28 protein-coding genes are annotated in these 12,329 nt (G+C 36.3%); 27 read left to right on the forward strand and 1 reads right to left on the reverse strand.

Annotation, left to right across the window (positions count from 1 at the left end):
* Positions 1 to 43 precede the first annotated feature (43 nt).
* The 26 genes from ASO14_RS05850 (at position 44) to ASO14_RS05975 (ending at position 11,612) form a co-directional block, all read left to right on the forward strand.
* Positions 44 to 232: a hypothetical protein gene (locus ASO14_RS05850; protein WP_068452773.1), complete on the forward strand. Its 189-nt coding sequence runs from the start codon at positions 44 to 46 to the stop codon at positions 230 to 232.
* Positions 219 to 740, forward strand: a complete 522-nt coding sequence (locus tag ASO14_RS05855; protein ID WP_068452775.1) for a host-nuclease inhibitor Gam family protein — start codon at positions 219 to 221, stop codon at positions 738 to 740. Before ASO14_RS05850 ends, ASO14_RS05855 begins: the two co-directional genes overlap by 14 nt.
* Entirely contained in the window at positions 741 to 1,394 is a 654-nt protein-coding gene (locus ASO14_RS05860) for an ERF family protein (RefSeq protein WP_068452777.1), read from the forward strand.
* A gap of 49 nt (positions 1,395 to 1,443) precedes the next feature.
* On the forward strand, positions 1,444 to 1,662 hold the full coding sequence (locus ASO14_RS05865; protein ID WP_068452780.1) for a hypothetical protein: 219 nt from the start codon (positions 1,444 to 1,446) through the stop codon (positions 1,660 to 1,662).
* Between the two features lie 19 nt (positions 1,663 to 1,681).
* Positions 1,682 to 2,509, forward strand: a complete 828-nt coding sequence (locus ASO14_RS05870; protein WP_068452783.1) for a DnaD domain-containing protein — start codon at positions 1,682 to 1,684, stop codon at positions 2,507 to 2,509.
* Complete coding sequence (locus ASO14_RS05875) at positions 2,421 to 3,248, forward strand: ATP-binding protein (RefSeq protein ID WP_231726995.1); 828 nt, start codon at positions 2,421 to 2,423, stop codon at positions 3,246 to 3,248. The genes ASO14_RS05870 and ASO14_RS05875 overlap by 89 nt, the downstream gene beginning before the upstream one ends.
* Complete coding sequence (locus ASO14_RS05880) at positions 3,248 to 3,799, forward strand: IDEAL domain-containing protein (protein ID WP_068452789.1); 552 nt, start codon at positions 3,248 to 3,250, stop codon at positions 3,797 to 3,799. Before ASO14_RS05875 ends, ASO14_RS05880 begins: the two co-directional genes overlap by 1 nt.
* Complete coding sequence (locus tag ASO14_RS05885; RefSeq protein ID WP_068452791.1) at positions 3,796 to 4,002, forward strand: hypothetical protein; 207 nt, start codon at positions 3,796 to 3,798, stop codon at positions 4,000 to 4,002. Before ASO14_RS05880 ends, ASO14_RS05885 begins: the two co-directional genes overlap by 4 nt.
* 214 nt (positions 4,003 to 4,216) lie before the next feature.
* Positions 4,217 to 4,423, forward strand: coding sequence for a hypothetical protein (locus ASO14_RS05890; RefSeq protein ID WP_068452794.1), 207 nt, complete (start codon positions 4,217 to 4,219; stop codon positions 4,421 to 4,423).
* A 13-nt stretch (positions 4,424 to 4,436) separates the two neighbouring features.
* Positions 4,437 to 4,667 carry a hypothetical protein gene (locus tag ASO14_RS05895; RefSeq protein ID WP_156422341.1) on the forward strand — a complete coding sequence of 77 codons (231 nt, stop codon included), beginning with the start codon at positions 4,437 to 4,439 and terminating at the stop codon, positions 4,665 to 4,667.
* Between the two features lie 3 nt (positions 4,668 to 4,670).
* Positions 4,671 to 4,877, forward strand: a complete 207-nt coding sequence (locus tag ASO14_RS05900) for a hypothetical protein (RefSeq protein WP_068452799.1) — start codon at positions 4,671 to 4,673, stop codon at positions 4,875 to 4,877.
* Positions 4,874 to 5,134 (forward strand): hypothetical protein, encoded by a 261-nt coding sequence (locus ASO14_RS05905; RefSeq protein WP_068452802.1) that lies wholly within the window; start codon positions 4,874 to 4,876, stop codon positions 5,132 to 5,134. Before ASO14_RS05900 ends, ASO14_RS05905 begins: the two co-directional genes overlap by 4 nt.
* A 1-nt stretch (position 5,135) precedes the next feature.
* Positions 5,136 to 5,588: a single-stranded DNA-binding protein gene (gene ssb, locus ASO14_RS05910; protein WP_068452804.1), complete on the forward strand. Its 453-nt coding sequence runs from the start codon at positions 5,136 to 5,138 to the stop codon at positions 5,586 to 5,588.
* A 43-nt stretch (positions 5,589 to 5,631) separates the two neighbouring features.
* Positions 5,632 to 5,949 (forward strand): hypothetical protein, encoded by a 318-nt coding sequence (locus ASO14_RS05915; protein ID WP_068452807.1) that lies wholly within the window; start codon positions 5,632 to 5,634, stop codon positions 5,947 to 5,949.
* 44 nt (positions 5,950 to 5,993) lie between these two features.
* A complete protein-coding gene (locus tag ASO14_RS05920) occupies positions 5,994 to 6,179 on the forward strand; it encodes a hypothetical protein (protein WP_068452809.1) in 186 nt (61 codons plus the stop codon).
* Positions 6,180 to 6,184: 5 nt separating this feature from the next.
* Positions 6,185 to 6,370, forward strand: coding sequence for a hypothetical protein (locus ASO14_RS05925; RefSeq protein WP_068452812.1), 186 nt, complete (start codon positions 6,185 to 6,187; stop codon positions 6,368 to 6,370).
* 84 nt (positions 6,371 to 6,454) lie between these two features.
* Positions 6,455 to 6,706, forward strand: coding sequence for a hypothetical protein (locus ASO14_RS05930; protein ID WP_068452815.1), 252 nt, complete (start codon positions 6,455 to 6,457; stop codon positions 6,704 to 6,706).
* Positions 6,707 to 7,000: 294 nt separating this feature from the next.
* Positions 7,001 to 7,375, forward strand: coding sequence for an Lrp/AsnC family transcriptional regulator (locus ASO14_RS05940; RefSeq protein ID WP_068452819.1), 375 nt, complete (start codon positions 7,001 to 7,003; stop codon positions 7,373 to 7,375).
* Positions 7,372 to 7,509 (forward strand): hypothetical protein, encoded by a 138-nt coding sequence (locus tag ASO14_RS14975; RefSeq protein WP_156422342.1) that lies wholly within the window; start codon positions 7,372 to 7,374, stop codon positions 7,507 to 7,509. The genes ASO14_RS05940 and ASO14_RS14975 overlap by 4 nt, the downstream gene beginning before the upstream one ends.
* Positions 7,496 to 7,654 (forward strand): hypothetical protein, encoded by a 159-nt coding sequence (locus ASO14_RS14980; protein ID WP_156422343.1) that lies wholly within the window; start codon positions 7,496 to 7,498, stop codon positions 7,652 to 7,654. Before ASO14_RS14975 ends, ASO14_RS14980 begins: the two co-directional genes overlap by 14 nt.
* 159 nt (positions 7,655 to 7,813) lie before the next feature.
* Positions 7,814 to 8,458, forward strand: a complete 645-nt coding sequence (locus ASO14_RS05945) for a dUTP diphosphatase (protein WP_068452822.1) — start codon at positions 7,814 to 7,816, stop codon at positions 8,456 to 8,458.
* A gap of 381 nt (positions 8,459 to 8,839) precedes the next feature.
* The gene (locus ASO14_RS05950; RefSeq protein WP_068452825.1) at positions 8,840 to 9,067 is read left to right on the forward strand and encodes a hypothetical protein; all 228 of its coding nucleotides are present in this window, start codon (positions 8,840 to 8,842) and stop codon (positions 9,065 to 9,067) included.
* A gap of 240 nt (positions 9,068 to 9,307) precedes the next feature.
* Positions 9,308 to 9,769, forward strand: a complete 462-nt coding sequence (locus tag ASO14_RS05960; protein ID WP_068452832.1) for a hypothetical protein — start codon at positions 9,308 to 9,310, stop codon at positions 9,767 to 9,769.
* A 540-nt stretch (positions 9,770 to 10,309) separates the two neighbouring features.
* Entirely contained in the window at positions 10,310 to 10,591 is a 282-nt protein-coding gene (locus tag ASO14_RS05965; RefSeq protein WP_068452834.1) for a hypothetical protein, read from the forward strand.
* Positions 10,592 to 10,695: 104 nt separating this feature from the next.
* Positions 10,696 to 11,181, forward strand: coding sequence for a hypothetical protein (locus ASO14_RS05970; protein ID WP_068452836.1), 486 nt, complete (start codon positions 10,696 to 10,698; stop codon positions 11,179 to 11,181).
* A 17-nt stretch (positions 11,182 to 11,198) separates the two neighbouring features.
* On the forward strand, positions 11,199 to 11,612 hold the full coding sequence (locus tag ASO14_RS05975) for a DUF1064 domain-containing protein (protein ID WP_068452837.1): 414 nt from the start codon (positions 11,199 to 11,201) through the stop codon (positions 11,610 to 11,612).
* Between the two features lie 21 nt (positions 11,613 to 11,633).
* Here ASO14_RS05975 and ASO14_RS05980 read toward each other — a convergent pair whose 3' ends face one another.
* Positions 11,634 to 11,831, reverse strand: coding sequence for a helix-turn-helix transcriptional regulator (locus tag ASO14_RS05980; RefSeq protein ID WP_442911259.1), 198 nt, complete (start codon positions 11,829 to 11,831; stop codon positions 11,634 to 11,636).
* Positions 11,832 to 11,995: 164 nt separating this feature from the next.
* On the opposite strand from ASO14_RS05980, the gene ASO14_RS14985 reads away from it, so the two are divergent.
* Positions 11,996 to 12,142 (forward strand): hypothetical protein, encoded by a 147-nt coding sequence (locus ASO14_RS14985; RefSeq protein ID WP_156422344.1) that lies wholly within the window; start codon positions 11,996 to 11,998, stop codon positions 12,140 to 12,142.
* Positions 12,143 to 12,329 lie beyond the last annotated feature (187 nt).

A 12,329-nucleotide genomic window follows, 5' to 3' on the forward strand; every position in this document is an offset into this window, starting at 1 on the left:
TAAAAGTTTCGTACAGTATATCAAATAATCGGGGGTTAGACAAATGACAACATATCAATGTAACACTGTGACAACAGCGCACGAATGCGAATACTGTCACGCAGAAGTCGCAGAAGGCTTCGTGTATCGAGAAGAAAGCTATTTCTGTGACTTAGATTGCTTCACAGAAAAAATGCTGTCAACGGGCGTATTAGAAGAAATCGAAGGAGGAAATGGCAATGACAATGACTAATGTAAATGAAGCAACGAATTATGTTGTGTACGATATCGAGCAAGTGAGCGCGATCATGCGCGAAGTGAAAGAAATCGAAGAACAAGTGAAAGAAGTAGAAAAAATGCGCGATGAAGCAATTGCACACGCAAACGCTTTTTACCAAAAACAAATGGAAAAACTAACAAAAGAACGTGAGTGGAGAGAGTCGCAAGTGATTGACTACCATCAGCGTTTATTAGCCGAAAATCCGTCACGTAAAACGATTGAAACACCATTCGGGAAGATTAAGTCCACCACGCGCAAAGCGACGTTTAAAAAGCCAGATAACGACGTTTTACTAGCTGTCTTGGAAACGAACGGGTACGACGACTTAATCAAAGAAAAAGTGACACGCACACCAGATTGGGCGAATTTTAAAAAGTCGCTAAAAATCATGGACGAACGTGTAGTAGATGAAAATGGGTTGATTATCGAAGATGTCGAAATTGAGCCTGCGGCAGTCACTTTTAAAGTTGAGGTGGAGTAAATGAAGAAATCAGAATCAATTGGCGAATTAGCAAAAGCATTAGCGAAATTCCAAGCGAGTGTGAAGCAACCGTTAAAAGATGCGAATAACCCATTTTTCAAAAGTAAATATGTACCACTTGAAAATGTCGTTGAATCAATCACAGAAAGCGCTGGGGCACTTGGTCTTAGCTTCATTCAATACCCAGTAAATGCAGACAATCGCGTTGGCGTTATCACTATTTTAATGCATGAGTCAGGCGAATGGATTGAAACGGAACCGATTTACGCAACGCCAGCAAAACAAGATCCGCAAGCTACTGGTTCGGCTATCACGTATCTAAAACGATATAGCTTATCAGCAGTGTTCGGTATCACGTCTGACGAGGACGACGATGGCAATAGCAATGCACAACAAAGCAATCAAAATAATTATCGTCAACAACAGCCACGACAACAAGCAAATAGCAATAACATTTCAGACGCGCAAATTAAAGCGATGAAGGCTAAGTTAAACAACTTAAATAAGCATACAGGTATCGAAATGCAAACGATTTATGTTGATACGTTGAAACAATGTAATATCCCAGAGCAAATCGCTACAAAAGATTTAAGCAAAGCGCAAGCGATTAAAGTCATCACAGCACTAGCGGAACGCGAAGCAGAGTTTGTTTAAAAAAATAGGGGATGAACTTTCGTCCCCTTCTTAAAAAGAGGTGAATCAAATGCAAATTCATACACATCATCTTGAATTTTTACAAGAAGCGCAAGAGGTGTTTCGTGAAAACTTGAAACAAGTGACATACATCAATGACGATGGTGATTTAATCGCATTATGTTATCGCTATGCAGATGAAACGGTGCCATCAATAAAAATATTAGAACTTGGCCCCGAAGTCGCGTTCTTCGCAAATATCCTAGATACACAAATAAAAATCGACTAACAGCGAGGGGGTTATGAGATTGGAACAAAATGAATTGCGTTTTAAAAAGAGAAAGAGAAAATTTACGCAAGTTGATAACGAAATTGTTAATAATGCCGAACTATCGTGGCAAGCAAAAGGTTTGATGTTGTATTTAATCAGTAAGCCTGAAGGTTGGCAATTTTACGAAACAGACATCGAAAAAAGAGCTTCCAACGGTAAGAGCAGCGTGAGAAATATCATTAAAGAATTATTAGATGCGGGATATCTAGAACGTGGCGAAAGAATGCGTGATGACAAAGGTTATTTACGAGGTTATGTATATAGCATTGTGGAGTATCAATTAGATGATTATGACGGAAAGTCCTACATCCGTTTTTCCAAAGTAGGAAAATCCAAAATAGGAAATTCCAAAGTAGGATTATCCAAGGTAGGAAAATCGGACACTAGTAATACTAAAAGTTCTAGTAATACTAAAAGTTCTAGTAATACTGAAAAAGACAACAAGACTAATGGAAAAAATAAGTCGTCGTCATCTGAAATCTTCAATTTTTATGAATCTGAATTTGGACCACTATCCAATTTTATCGCAGAAGAAATCGGCTACATGATTGAAGATACAAACGAAGAACTTGTACTCGAAGCACTCAAGCTATCTGTACGAGCAAATAAACGCACAATCAAATATGCAGCAGCTATTACTCGTAATTGGCGTAACGAAAATATTAAGTCAATCGATGACTTACGAGCAGCGGAAAAAGCGAAAGGACGTGGACGTGATGACAAAAACGATGGAAGAAGTGTTCGAAGCGTTGAAGAAGAAGATTACTATAGTCGACTCGCAAACTTCTCAAGTGACGACTTATGACTGTGAAAAGTGCAAGGATCAGTTCGGATGGATTGAAAAGCGTGAAGCAGATGTATTTGGCAACGGTCAATTAGTACGCGAAGAAGAAGTTTGGGTAACATGCACATGCGTTGAACAACGACGAATTGAACGACTAGCAAAGCAGTCGCAGATCACCGAGAAATTTTCAGAAAAGAAATTTAGCAACTTTAGTTCCGATGTGAGCGATGAAGTAAAATCACTCGCACGATTAGCAAAGAAATACTTCGATGATTTTAACGACATCCGACACAATCAGCAAAACAGCATCGCGTTACTTGGACAGCCTGGTATTGGTAAGACACATCTTTTAATGGCTGTTAGTAACTTGCTACTTGCGAAAGGTAAACAAGTGATGTACTTCCCGTATGTTTCGACTTTAAAAGCAATGCAAGCGAACAACTTTGAGAACGATGCACGCATTACAGAGAGCGCTTGTAAAGCAGAAATTCTATTTATTGATGATTTATATAAGCCGGTTGACAGAAAGCCACAGGCGAGCGAATGGCAGTGCTCAAAGATGTACGACATTATCAATCATCGTTACTTAAACAACTTACCGATTTTGCTAAGTAGCGAATTAAATTTCGGTGAAATGTTAGCGGTAGATGAAGCGATTGCTTCACGACTTTTTGAAATGTCTAAGCAGTACACGAAGTCGATTAATAAAAACGCAAAATTGAATTATCGAATGAAAGAATTGTTCGGGGGTGCGCAATAGTGAGATGGGAATTTGAATCATTTGAAATTGAAGCCATTAATAAAAATAAGACTTTGGCATTCATGAATATTCGAATAAACGGAATCGAACATTGTCTATTTGTTGTTAAAGAGAAAAAAGGTATTCGTATTGATAGATTCTTTTCAAAAAATACAGAATTAAAAGCTAGTCATTATGAAATGCTTTTTATGCTTTGGTGGTTAGATGAAGTTTTCAAATACAAGTCTTTGCCAGTTATTCATAATTCAGAAGAATTAAGATACTACTTTACGGGTTTTGTAACTGCAGAAGGTTTGGAAGAGTTCTTTGAATTTAGAGAAGTCCCTAGTAATCAAACAAGTGGTTTATCAATTACTGATAGTAAAGGTAGTACGAAACATCTTTCTGGAATGAAGAACTTGCAATTGACAACAAACATTTTCGAAATCGTGCCAAAAGAAATCGAAGAACTGGTAAAAGAAATCGAACTACAAACAGCGATCAACATTGCGTTGGATAACAACGACAAAGAAACGTTCATGCTACTAACTAATCAGGAGGTAACGACATGAAACCAATCTACATCAGCAATGACATCAAAGAATCATTCACAGAACTTCGCATCACGAACTTAGACACCGGCAGGCAACACAAGCACATCTGTTACGACTATGACGAGTTAGTTTATCGTCGCAGTCAGTACACAGATAAAAGCAAGTGGCACGTCGAGGAAAGGGGTTATGCACCATGCAGCGCAACAAAAATGGCATTGTAGTGGATATTCGCAGTAGTAAGTTGTCGAGTGCGACAGTGTTGTCGCAGGACTATGAAATGCTCGAACTTGATTTTGTCGAATTACAAAAGTTTGGATTGCATATCATCGCGCCTGCGGACGATCCGGAAGTTCCAGAATACATGGCAGATGGCTACACAGAGATTTCACGTTTCAAAGCCAATGTGGCAGTACCAAAGCGGAAGGAGGTGCAAGTATGTCAATCAAACAAAAAATTGCGCAAGACCAAATCTTGTCAGCGATTCAAGCGAAATTCGAAGCGCAGACGCTCAAAGGTGTAGAAAAATACGGTCAAACGGTTGCAGACAACGATTTAACAGCAATCGAATGGATTGACCATGCGATTGATCACATCGTATATCTAGAGTGCTTGAAAGCGAGGTTACTACAACATGAGTCTTAAAAAGCGTTACATCGTGTTTCAGGATTACAACTTAGATTTTACTTATCAGCAAGTGGCGCAGTTTAAAAAGTTATGGAAACAAGGCTATTCAACAAGTTCTATCGCTAAAAAGCTATATTGCAAAATCGTAGAAAGTGACTTGTTAGCGATGGATTTATTGCTGCATGGCAAAATTAAAAATCGTCCAGGTGGTCTTGCCGGTACGAAAGAAATTGAAGATAACAAAATACGGATTGAGGTGTAGAACATGTATGGGCGTAAAAAGATTGATCGTAAAGTACTTACAAGTCACAACGAAGTGTATGTTAAACAAAAATTACAATCTGCATTAGAACGCGGCTGGGAGCAGATTAGCGATATTCAATACAAAAACGGGATTTACGGTGTGTGCTTACAATTCGATATCGCTAAGAATTCAAGAAAAAATCAGATAAAGAAAGAGGTAAGAGCATGACAGATAAACAACGATTAGCAGTGCTGGTGCAATTAGCAAACAGCGTGCATGAATATAGTCATATCATTAAACCAGAACAGTACAAAGAAATGGAAAGCTTCCAGCAAGTTGTTTTCAACGCTTTACATTCATTTTTCGAATGTGATTTAGAAGAAAATTCGGAAATGATTGAAGATGAAATGGAAGTTGCAGCAGTTGAATATATGTTTGAAGAAATGAAGTATTTCACAGAGAAATACGGAAAAGAGGAGAATTAATTTGAATAATGTATCACTTATCGGAAGATTAACAAAAGATCCAGAGCTTCGTTATACGCCATCTGGTGTAGCAGTTGCACGTTTTACACTTGCTGTAAACCGTACATTCTCGAACCAACAAGGCGAAAGACAAGCAGACTTCATTAATATCGTAACATGGCGCAAGACAGCCGAAAACACAGCTAATTTCCTTCGTAAAGGTTCTTTAGCAGGCATTGTTGGGCACATTCAAACAGGGAGCTATGACGGTCAAGACGGAAAGAGAGTATTTACCGTTGAGGTTGTCGCAGAGAATGTACAGTTTTTAGAGCCAAAGAGTACGCAGAGCGCACCGAATGGCAATGGCAATACAAATGGGTATCAGCAACAGCAAAACGCACCACAGAGCAATTATGGTGGTCAAGAAGCCTTTAATCAGAGCGTGAAGATTGACGAAGATGATTTGCCGTTTTAAGACGGATAAGAAACATAATGTGAATCAAAAAGGAGGAAAATTAATGGGAACATATTTTGAAACGAAACACGATACTTTTAATCTTAAATTCAAGGAACATGAGGTATTCGATGGGAAGATGGTAATAGTCGATGAATCAGATGATCCATATCTTTGGATTGACAAAGAATCTGGAAAAGTCAGTTTCGGTGGAAAATACTTCTTACAATACAAAGAACAACGATTATTAGAAACGTTATTAGAATTTGTTTATACGACACATAAATTAATTGATAACGTTGATATTGACGAAGTGAAAGCCGATTTCGTAAAAAACCTTATTAAATTTGAAGAAATTAATAATGACTTTGCATTAAAGTAACTTGCACATCACGACCAAAAAGCGTAATAAAAGGGGGGAGTCAAATGTCTAAAATGAGAAAGGTTTATGCGCTATATAAAGGTGAGAATCTTATTGCAGATGGAACAATTCAAGAGATTCATGAGCGTACTGGCAAGAAGGTAGATACACTTTTATTCATGACTTGCCCAGTATATAAAAAACGCATTAAAAGCGGAAAGAACAGGCTGACTATGACGGAATTGGAGTGAATTGAATGACTGCATGCAAATCATGTTTAACGGAACAACACAAACGACTTCAAGAGATTGCGCATGGACAAGAACGATACATCGAAGAACTACAAGATCAGCTAGAATCGACAAAAGAAGAATTACGCAAAGTTAGCAGAGATTTAGCGAGTTTGCAATCAGATATACGAGCGACGCTAGAAACGATTTAACTAAAAAATAAGAGTAGTGCAGCACGTTGTTACATACTTAAAACATACTACTCTTATTTGTTTAATAAGTTATGAGGTGAGGAAATGGCTCGACAAAAGATTGAAAATACTAATTATCAACCTCTGTTTCAGCTCTATATAGATATTAATAATTTTAAAATTGGTGACTTGGTTGATTTAAACGATTACATGATCTGGGCAAACGAGCATTCAGAGCGATATGTAAAAGAACACTTAGATGGTAAGGTGCGATTCCTCAAACACAATATCGAAGGATATTTGAATTATTTAAAAGCACTTTACAAAAAGAACGAGCAGCTAGAATTGCAAATTTAAATGTGGCGGTGATGGATATGCAACTTTCTTTATTTGACACAAACGAATATCGAAGTATCGTGATTGGTCGTGAAGATGTCACGTGGAAGCCATCAAAAATGAAATTCCCTTATTTGATTGGCATAGCAGATGTTTTTTATCACAAAGACAAACCGTTATTTCAGTTGCAAATGCAAAATGATTCGTTGAGTTTTTGGTCTATCAGTGGTAAATCATGCACTAACTACAAAACAGATGATATAGAACGGACATTGAATCGAAATATCGATTTATATATAGAAATGAGGTGCAAGAATGAACACAATTCCAACGATTGAAGAAATCGCAGATACATCAAATAAACATAAATACTCGCGACGTTGTAGCTGCAATGTAAAGTGTGACAGATACTATCGCGTGAATGGTTTTGATGTGTATTGTCGTGGTGGCTTAGAACAACTGTCGATTGATATTTTAAACAAGATCAATGGCACGAACATTGCACAAGGTAATAAAAATAATCGCGGGTGGACCACAAAGCAAGAGAAAGAAATCATTAAGTATATCGAACAGAACGGTGTGCAATTCGGCACTTATCGAATACTTGGTGAAATGCTTGGTAAACCACGTGAAGCGGTTAAACGACGTGTGTACGTGTTAGAAAAAGAAGGGAGATTGACGAGGGAATGAGTAACGTCATCGACATTTTAGTAAGTCTTGTTTGCATCGTAATTGCGGCGTTTTTATTCGCGAATTACGTCGGCTGGGGAATCTTAAAGTTGCTTGAAAAACTAAAAGAAAGATGGGGAAATGATGAAAATTAATTGGCTGAACTTAATTAGTGCATATGTGCTGTTAGTAATCGTGTTTAAAGATAGCGCAACGATTGTATTAGATGTCTTTTCGTTAGTTGTTGCTACATTGCTAGTGTTCACAGGAGTTAAGAAAGAGAAAAAAGAGCAACATTAAAAAATAATAGGAGGTTACGAAATGTTTAAAACGCTAAAAGAATTGCTTTTTAGTGAGTTGGAAATAACGATGCCTTTTTACGGTTGGATTGGAATTATGTATATGGTGGCGCAAGGTCTTTATTACACATTTTTTTAAAAGAGAAAGGGGAGCAATAAGATGAACTTACAAAAATTATTTGAAGCGCAAGCTGAATTGGATGCATACATCGAGCAACAGCATCCGACATTGCCAGGTGAAAATCGTTTAGAGAAGAAAGTTTTAGCTTTACTAGTTGAACTCGGTGAGTGTGCAAATGAATGGCGAGGTTTTAAGTTTTGGAGTAATCGTCAAACAGCGAACGATTTAGAATGGGTCGATAAAGAATGCAAGTCTTGTAAAGGTACGGGTATTGATGTTGAGGGTGTAGCATCGGGCAATCCTTACCCTTGTATCGAGTGCCAAGGAGAAAGTTTTGTAGCTTATCCTAAAAATCCACTTCTTGAAGAATACGTGGATGTTCTTCATTTTAGTTTAAGTATTGGTAATGATGTTTTTGGCGAATTAAGTGATGAAAACATCAAAGAAATTTTAGAAGATTCAAGAAAAACTGATGAAGCAAGTTCTGTTATTACAACTTTTATCATTTTAAATTCATGCGCAACAGTTTTAGCAGAATATGAATTTGAATACGTTGATTACAGAGATTTCATGACGATTCTTTTAAACCTCGGTCTTTTACTCGGTTTCGCAGAAGAACAAATCGAGGAAGCTTATTGGAAAAAGTACGAGATCAATAAGCAACGTCAGCGCGATGGCTACTAGCTTATATCAACAGTATAAGTCGCTATGTCGTGAGCATGGAGTATCGAGAGATAACTTCAGAAACAGAGTAAGAAATGGGTGGTCGCCAGAAAAGGCGGCTACTACACCTGTAAAGAGAAACACTGTGAGAGAAGAAGATTTGGAGGTATAGCGTATGGAAATGATAGAGATTAGTAAGCGGAGATTTGAAGAACTTGAGCAATGCGAAATGGAACATTGCATAAATAAAAGACTTTTAAAAATCTCGGTAAAGACCAACAAGGATTACTTATGAAATTAGAAAAATATGAAAGAGCATTAGAAGTTATTGCATGGAGCAGTGATGTCAATCCGCTTGCTACGAGAGCAAGAGAAACTTTATATAAATAGGAGGTATAGCGTATGCAACAGCTAGATGTATATGACGTACTACACACGCTTGATGATTTAGCGATTATCGAGCGTGACATATATAAGTTACGAGCAAATCAAAAAGTCGTTACACGCACAGCAACAGTCGTTAAAACGCATATGTATTTTGATGTATATATTGACTGTATTCGAGAGTATTTCATGTTTCCAGACGAAGCGCTAAAGTGGTTGAAAAAGTATTGTGCGAATTATAAATAGACGAGGTGAGAGAGTGGGGAATTATCGAACGGGGGATAAAGTCGTGATCCGGAAAGATTTGATAATTGATAAATGGTACGACGGTCTGGTTTGGTGTAAGTGGAAAGAACATTTGAAACACTTGGATTACGCGGTCATTGTAGATGTTTACGGAGATGGAATATATATGATCGAAAATGGGTGGGTTATTTCGGAATTAATGATTCATCAAGATAAATAGAGAACAGGGGAGTTGTGTGTATGTCAAAAACAAAGTCAATTACGAGCGAATGTATTTTAGCAGCAATGCACGACTATAACATTGTAATACGTCAGATTGAAAAAATCAGAGCAGAATTGGACGAAGCGCACGCTGGAACAGCGCAGTATGGATTACAAGCGAGTATGCCAAAAGCGAGTGGTAAGAGCGACGTATTGTTTAGTGAGTATTTACGACGTGAACGTATGCATAAAACGCTCGACAGAATGAAAGAGAAAGTGACGATCATACAGATGTTTTGTGATGATGTAGCGTATGACCGACTGTCGTTTAAAGATAAATTAATTCTGGAGTACACGTTGATTGGTATGACGCAGAAGGAAATTGGGGAGAAAGAAGAAATTGAATTGAAGCAATCAGCTGTATGTAAAAGACAATGCAAGATCGCAACAAGTATCGTAAAATTTCATGAACATCACATTAAAGAGATGAATATTTCTTAGGAATACTTGGAATGAATGGAATAATAGTAATGTAATTTTGAAAAAAACAAAAAAATCTGTATCATGGAAGGCAGGTTCGGCGAGTTGTATCCTTTGGTGCGTGGAATATATTACGCTACAAGTTTACTACTTGCGGGCCTACAAACCTTCGGTTTATTTTTACCTCAAAAAAAATAACTTGCTGGTTACAATTTAATAAGAGTGAGCCTACGAAAGACTATCAGCGGATTGGTAGTCTTTTTCCTAAAAAAATTAAAAAGTCTTTTAAAAAACGACGACGACGCACTGTAATAGATTAATTGTACAGATGCATCATGCTAAAAAGTCGTACACTTTGCACGGCATATAACGAGCGACAAAACAATGTACGCTTATGCGAGCGCTAGCTGTTGTATGTTGTGTAGTCTGTATGACTAACTCAAACCCCCTTATTGAGTGCCTGTACTTCGGTGCAGGTGATACATATATTTAAAATGTCATAAATGTAATATTGAACCAAAATTTGTTATGATAAGATTGTAATGAGTGGAGGTGATTGTTATGGAATGTTCAATTTCAATTTATGATTATAATGATAAGAAACTTAAAACTTATAACCTTCTGATGAAAACAGCGGAAAAGCTGATTGATGAGATCAGAACAACTTATAAAGAAGTTAAAACAGAAGGAAGTTATATCATTTTAATCTTAAGTGTTTCTGAAAGTGGATTAATAGGCTTTGGGAATGAATCTATTAATAATTTATCGAATCAAGATTTTCCAAAACATTATTTTTTCTCGCCGAGTGATTTAGATGGAATTCTTAAAATTCTTGAAAAGTAAGAAGTGAAGCACCCTTTGTGGTGCTTTTTGTTTGCTAAATACATAATACATACATCATATAAGTAGTAGACATCTTCCTTACAATTGTATTGGGAGGTTGGAAAATGAATTTGCATAGAGAAATAAAATTAGCTGAACCTAAAATAGTGAGGAAAGAGCTGGACGGAATAATACAAACTAAGCTTTTCGCTAAGTATAATCATTTTAGAGAATGTGAGAAGGAAATTTTATTGCAAAAATGGGCAACGGACTTATCGAGAAAATATTCTAATAAAGAATTAAAAGTAATGTTAAGTACGCTTGAAAAGGAAGAAGCAAGAGATTCTGCGGGTATATCTAAATGGTTAGGGTACTTTGCTGTATATGTAGCAGTGGTTTCTATATTAATTAATTTGCTTTCGTTTTTAGATATGAAAAATTTTTTTAAGAGTTTTTATGCCATACCTTTTCTTCTTGTATTAGTTATGGTTTTGTTTTACTTATTTAGAACTACTTTCTTTTTTAAAGAAGAATTTGATAACTATAAATCAAAGGTAATCTACATGCCTATCATACAAGTAGCTTTAAAATGTAAGTGTAAAAATAATTAAGAAAAGAAGATGATGTTATGAGTAAATACAACAATAAAAAAGTAGTGTACGCTGGCATTACTTTTGATTCCAAAGCAGAACGAGATTATTACTTATACTTATTAGATTTAAAGCAAAGAGGGATTGTGACTGATATACAGTTGCAACCTTCTTTTTTGTTGCAAGAAAAGTTTCGCAAAAACGGTAAGTTATATCGTGAGATTACGTATAAAGCAGATTTTGAAGTGACGTATGCAGATGGTCATATCGAGATCGTGGACGTGAAAGGCATGGTGACGAAAGACTTCGCGATTAAACAAAAGCTGTTTGAATACAAATATCCAGCGTTGCGATTGCTGTTGATGGCATATAGCAAAATGGACGGTGGTTGGATTGAATTAAGTGAATTAAAGAAAGCTCGTTCGTCTAGAAAAAAATTAAAAAAGCTCTAGCGTTTACTAGAGCTTGATAGTTTACTCTTCTGTGTACTCGTACAAATCATCGACTTTTACATCTAATTTATGAGCCAATTCAAATAATTTAACAGCAGTGGGGTAACTAGTACCATTAATCCAATTGGATATAACAGTAGGGGAAGTACCTAATAAATCAGCTAATTCTTTGTTTTTTAAACCCTTCTCAGCCAGAATAATTTTAAGTCTACTTTTCAACATAATCACCTCGTTTTTTATAAGTTTAGTATAACACTTAATCAATTATAAATAAATTAATTCAAAATAAATTAAAAAAATTTAATAAATATTGAATAAAAGTATTGTGCAAGAAGATGATAGATGTTATAATTAATATAGAAAGAAGGACAGGAGGTGACAAAGTGGATTACGATAAGATATTAACTTATCTGATTGGTATCGCAACAGTGATAAACTTACTGACAAGTTCAGCTAAGAACATCAGCGACATGAAAGATAAGCAAAAGAAAAAGCGACGCTCAACCGCTAAGAAGAAACGTCGCAAGTAACATGAAGAAGGGAGGGAAACCTCCCAACTTCTTATAATCTTATCATATCCATTTATATTATGAAAATACAAAATATCATCCTATTTATGGTAGTTCTTAGTTTTGCGATTTACTTTTTTGTAAATACAAACTGGGATAATGCTACATGGAGCGACTGGGGATTAGTTATTTTATTTGGTATATGTTT

Origin of the sequence: Kurthia sp. 11kri321, assembly GCF_001534765.1 — a bacterium.
In the GTDB taxonomy this organism is placed as follows: domain Bacteria; phylum Bacillota; class Bacilli; order Bacillales_A; family Planococcaceae; genus Kurthia; species Kurthia gibsonii.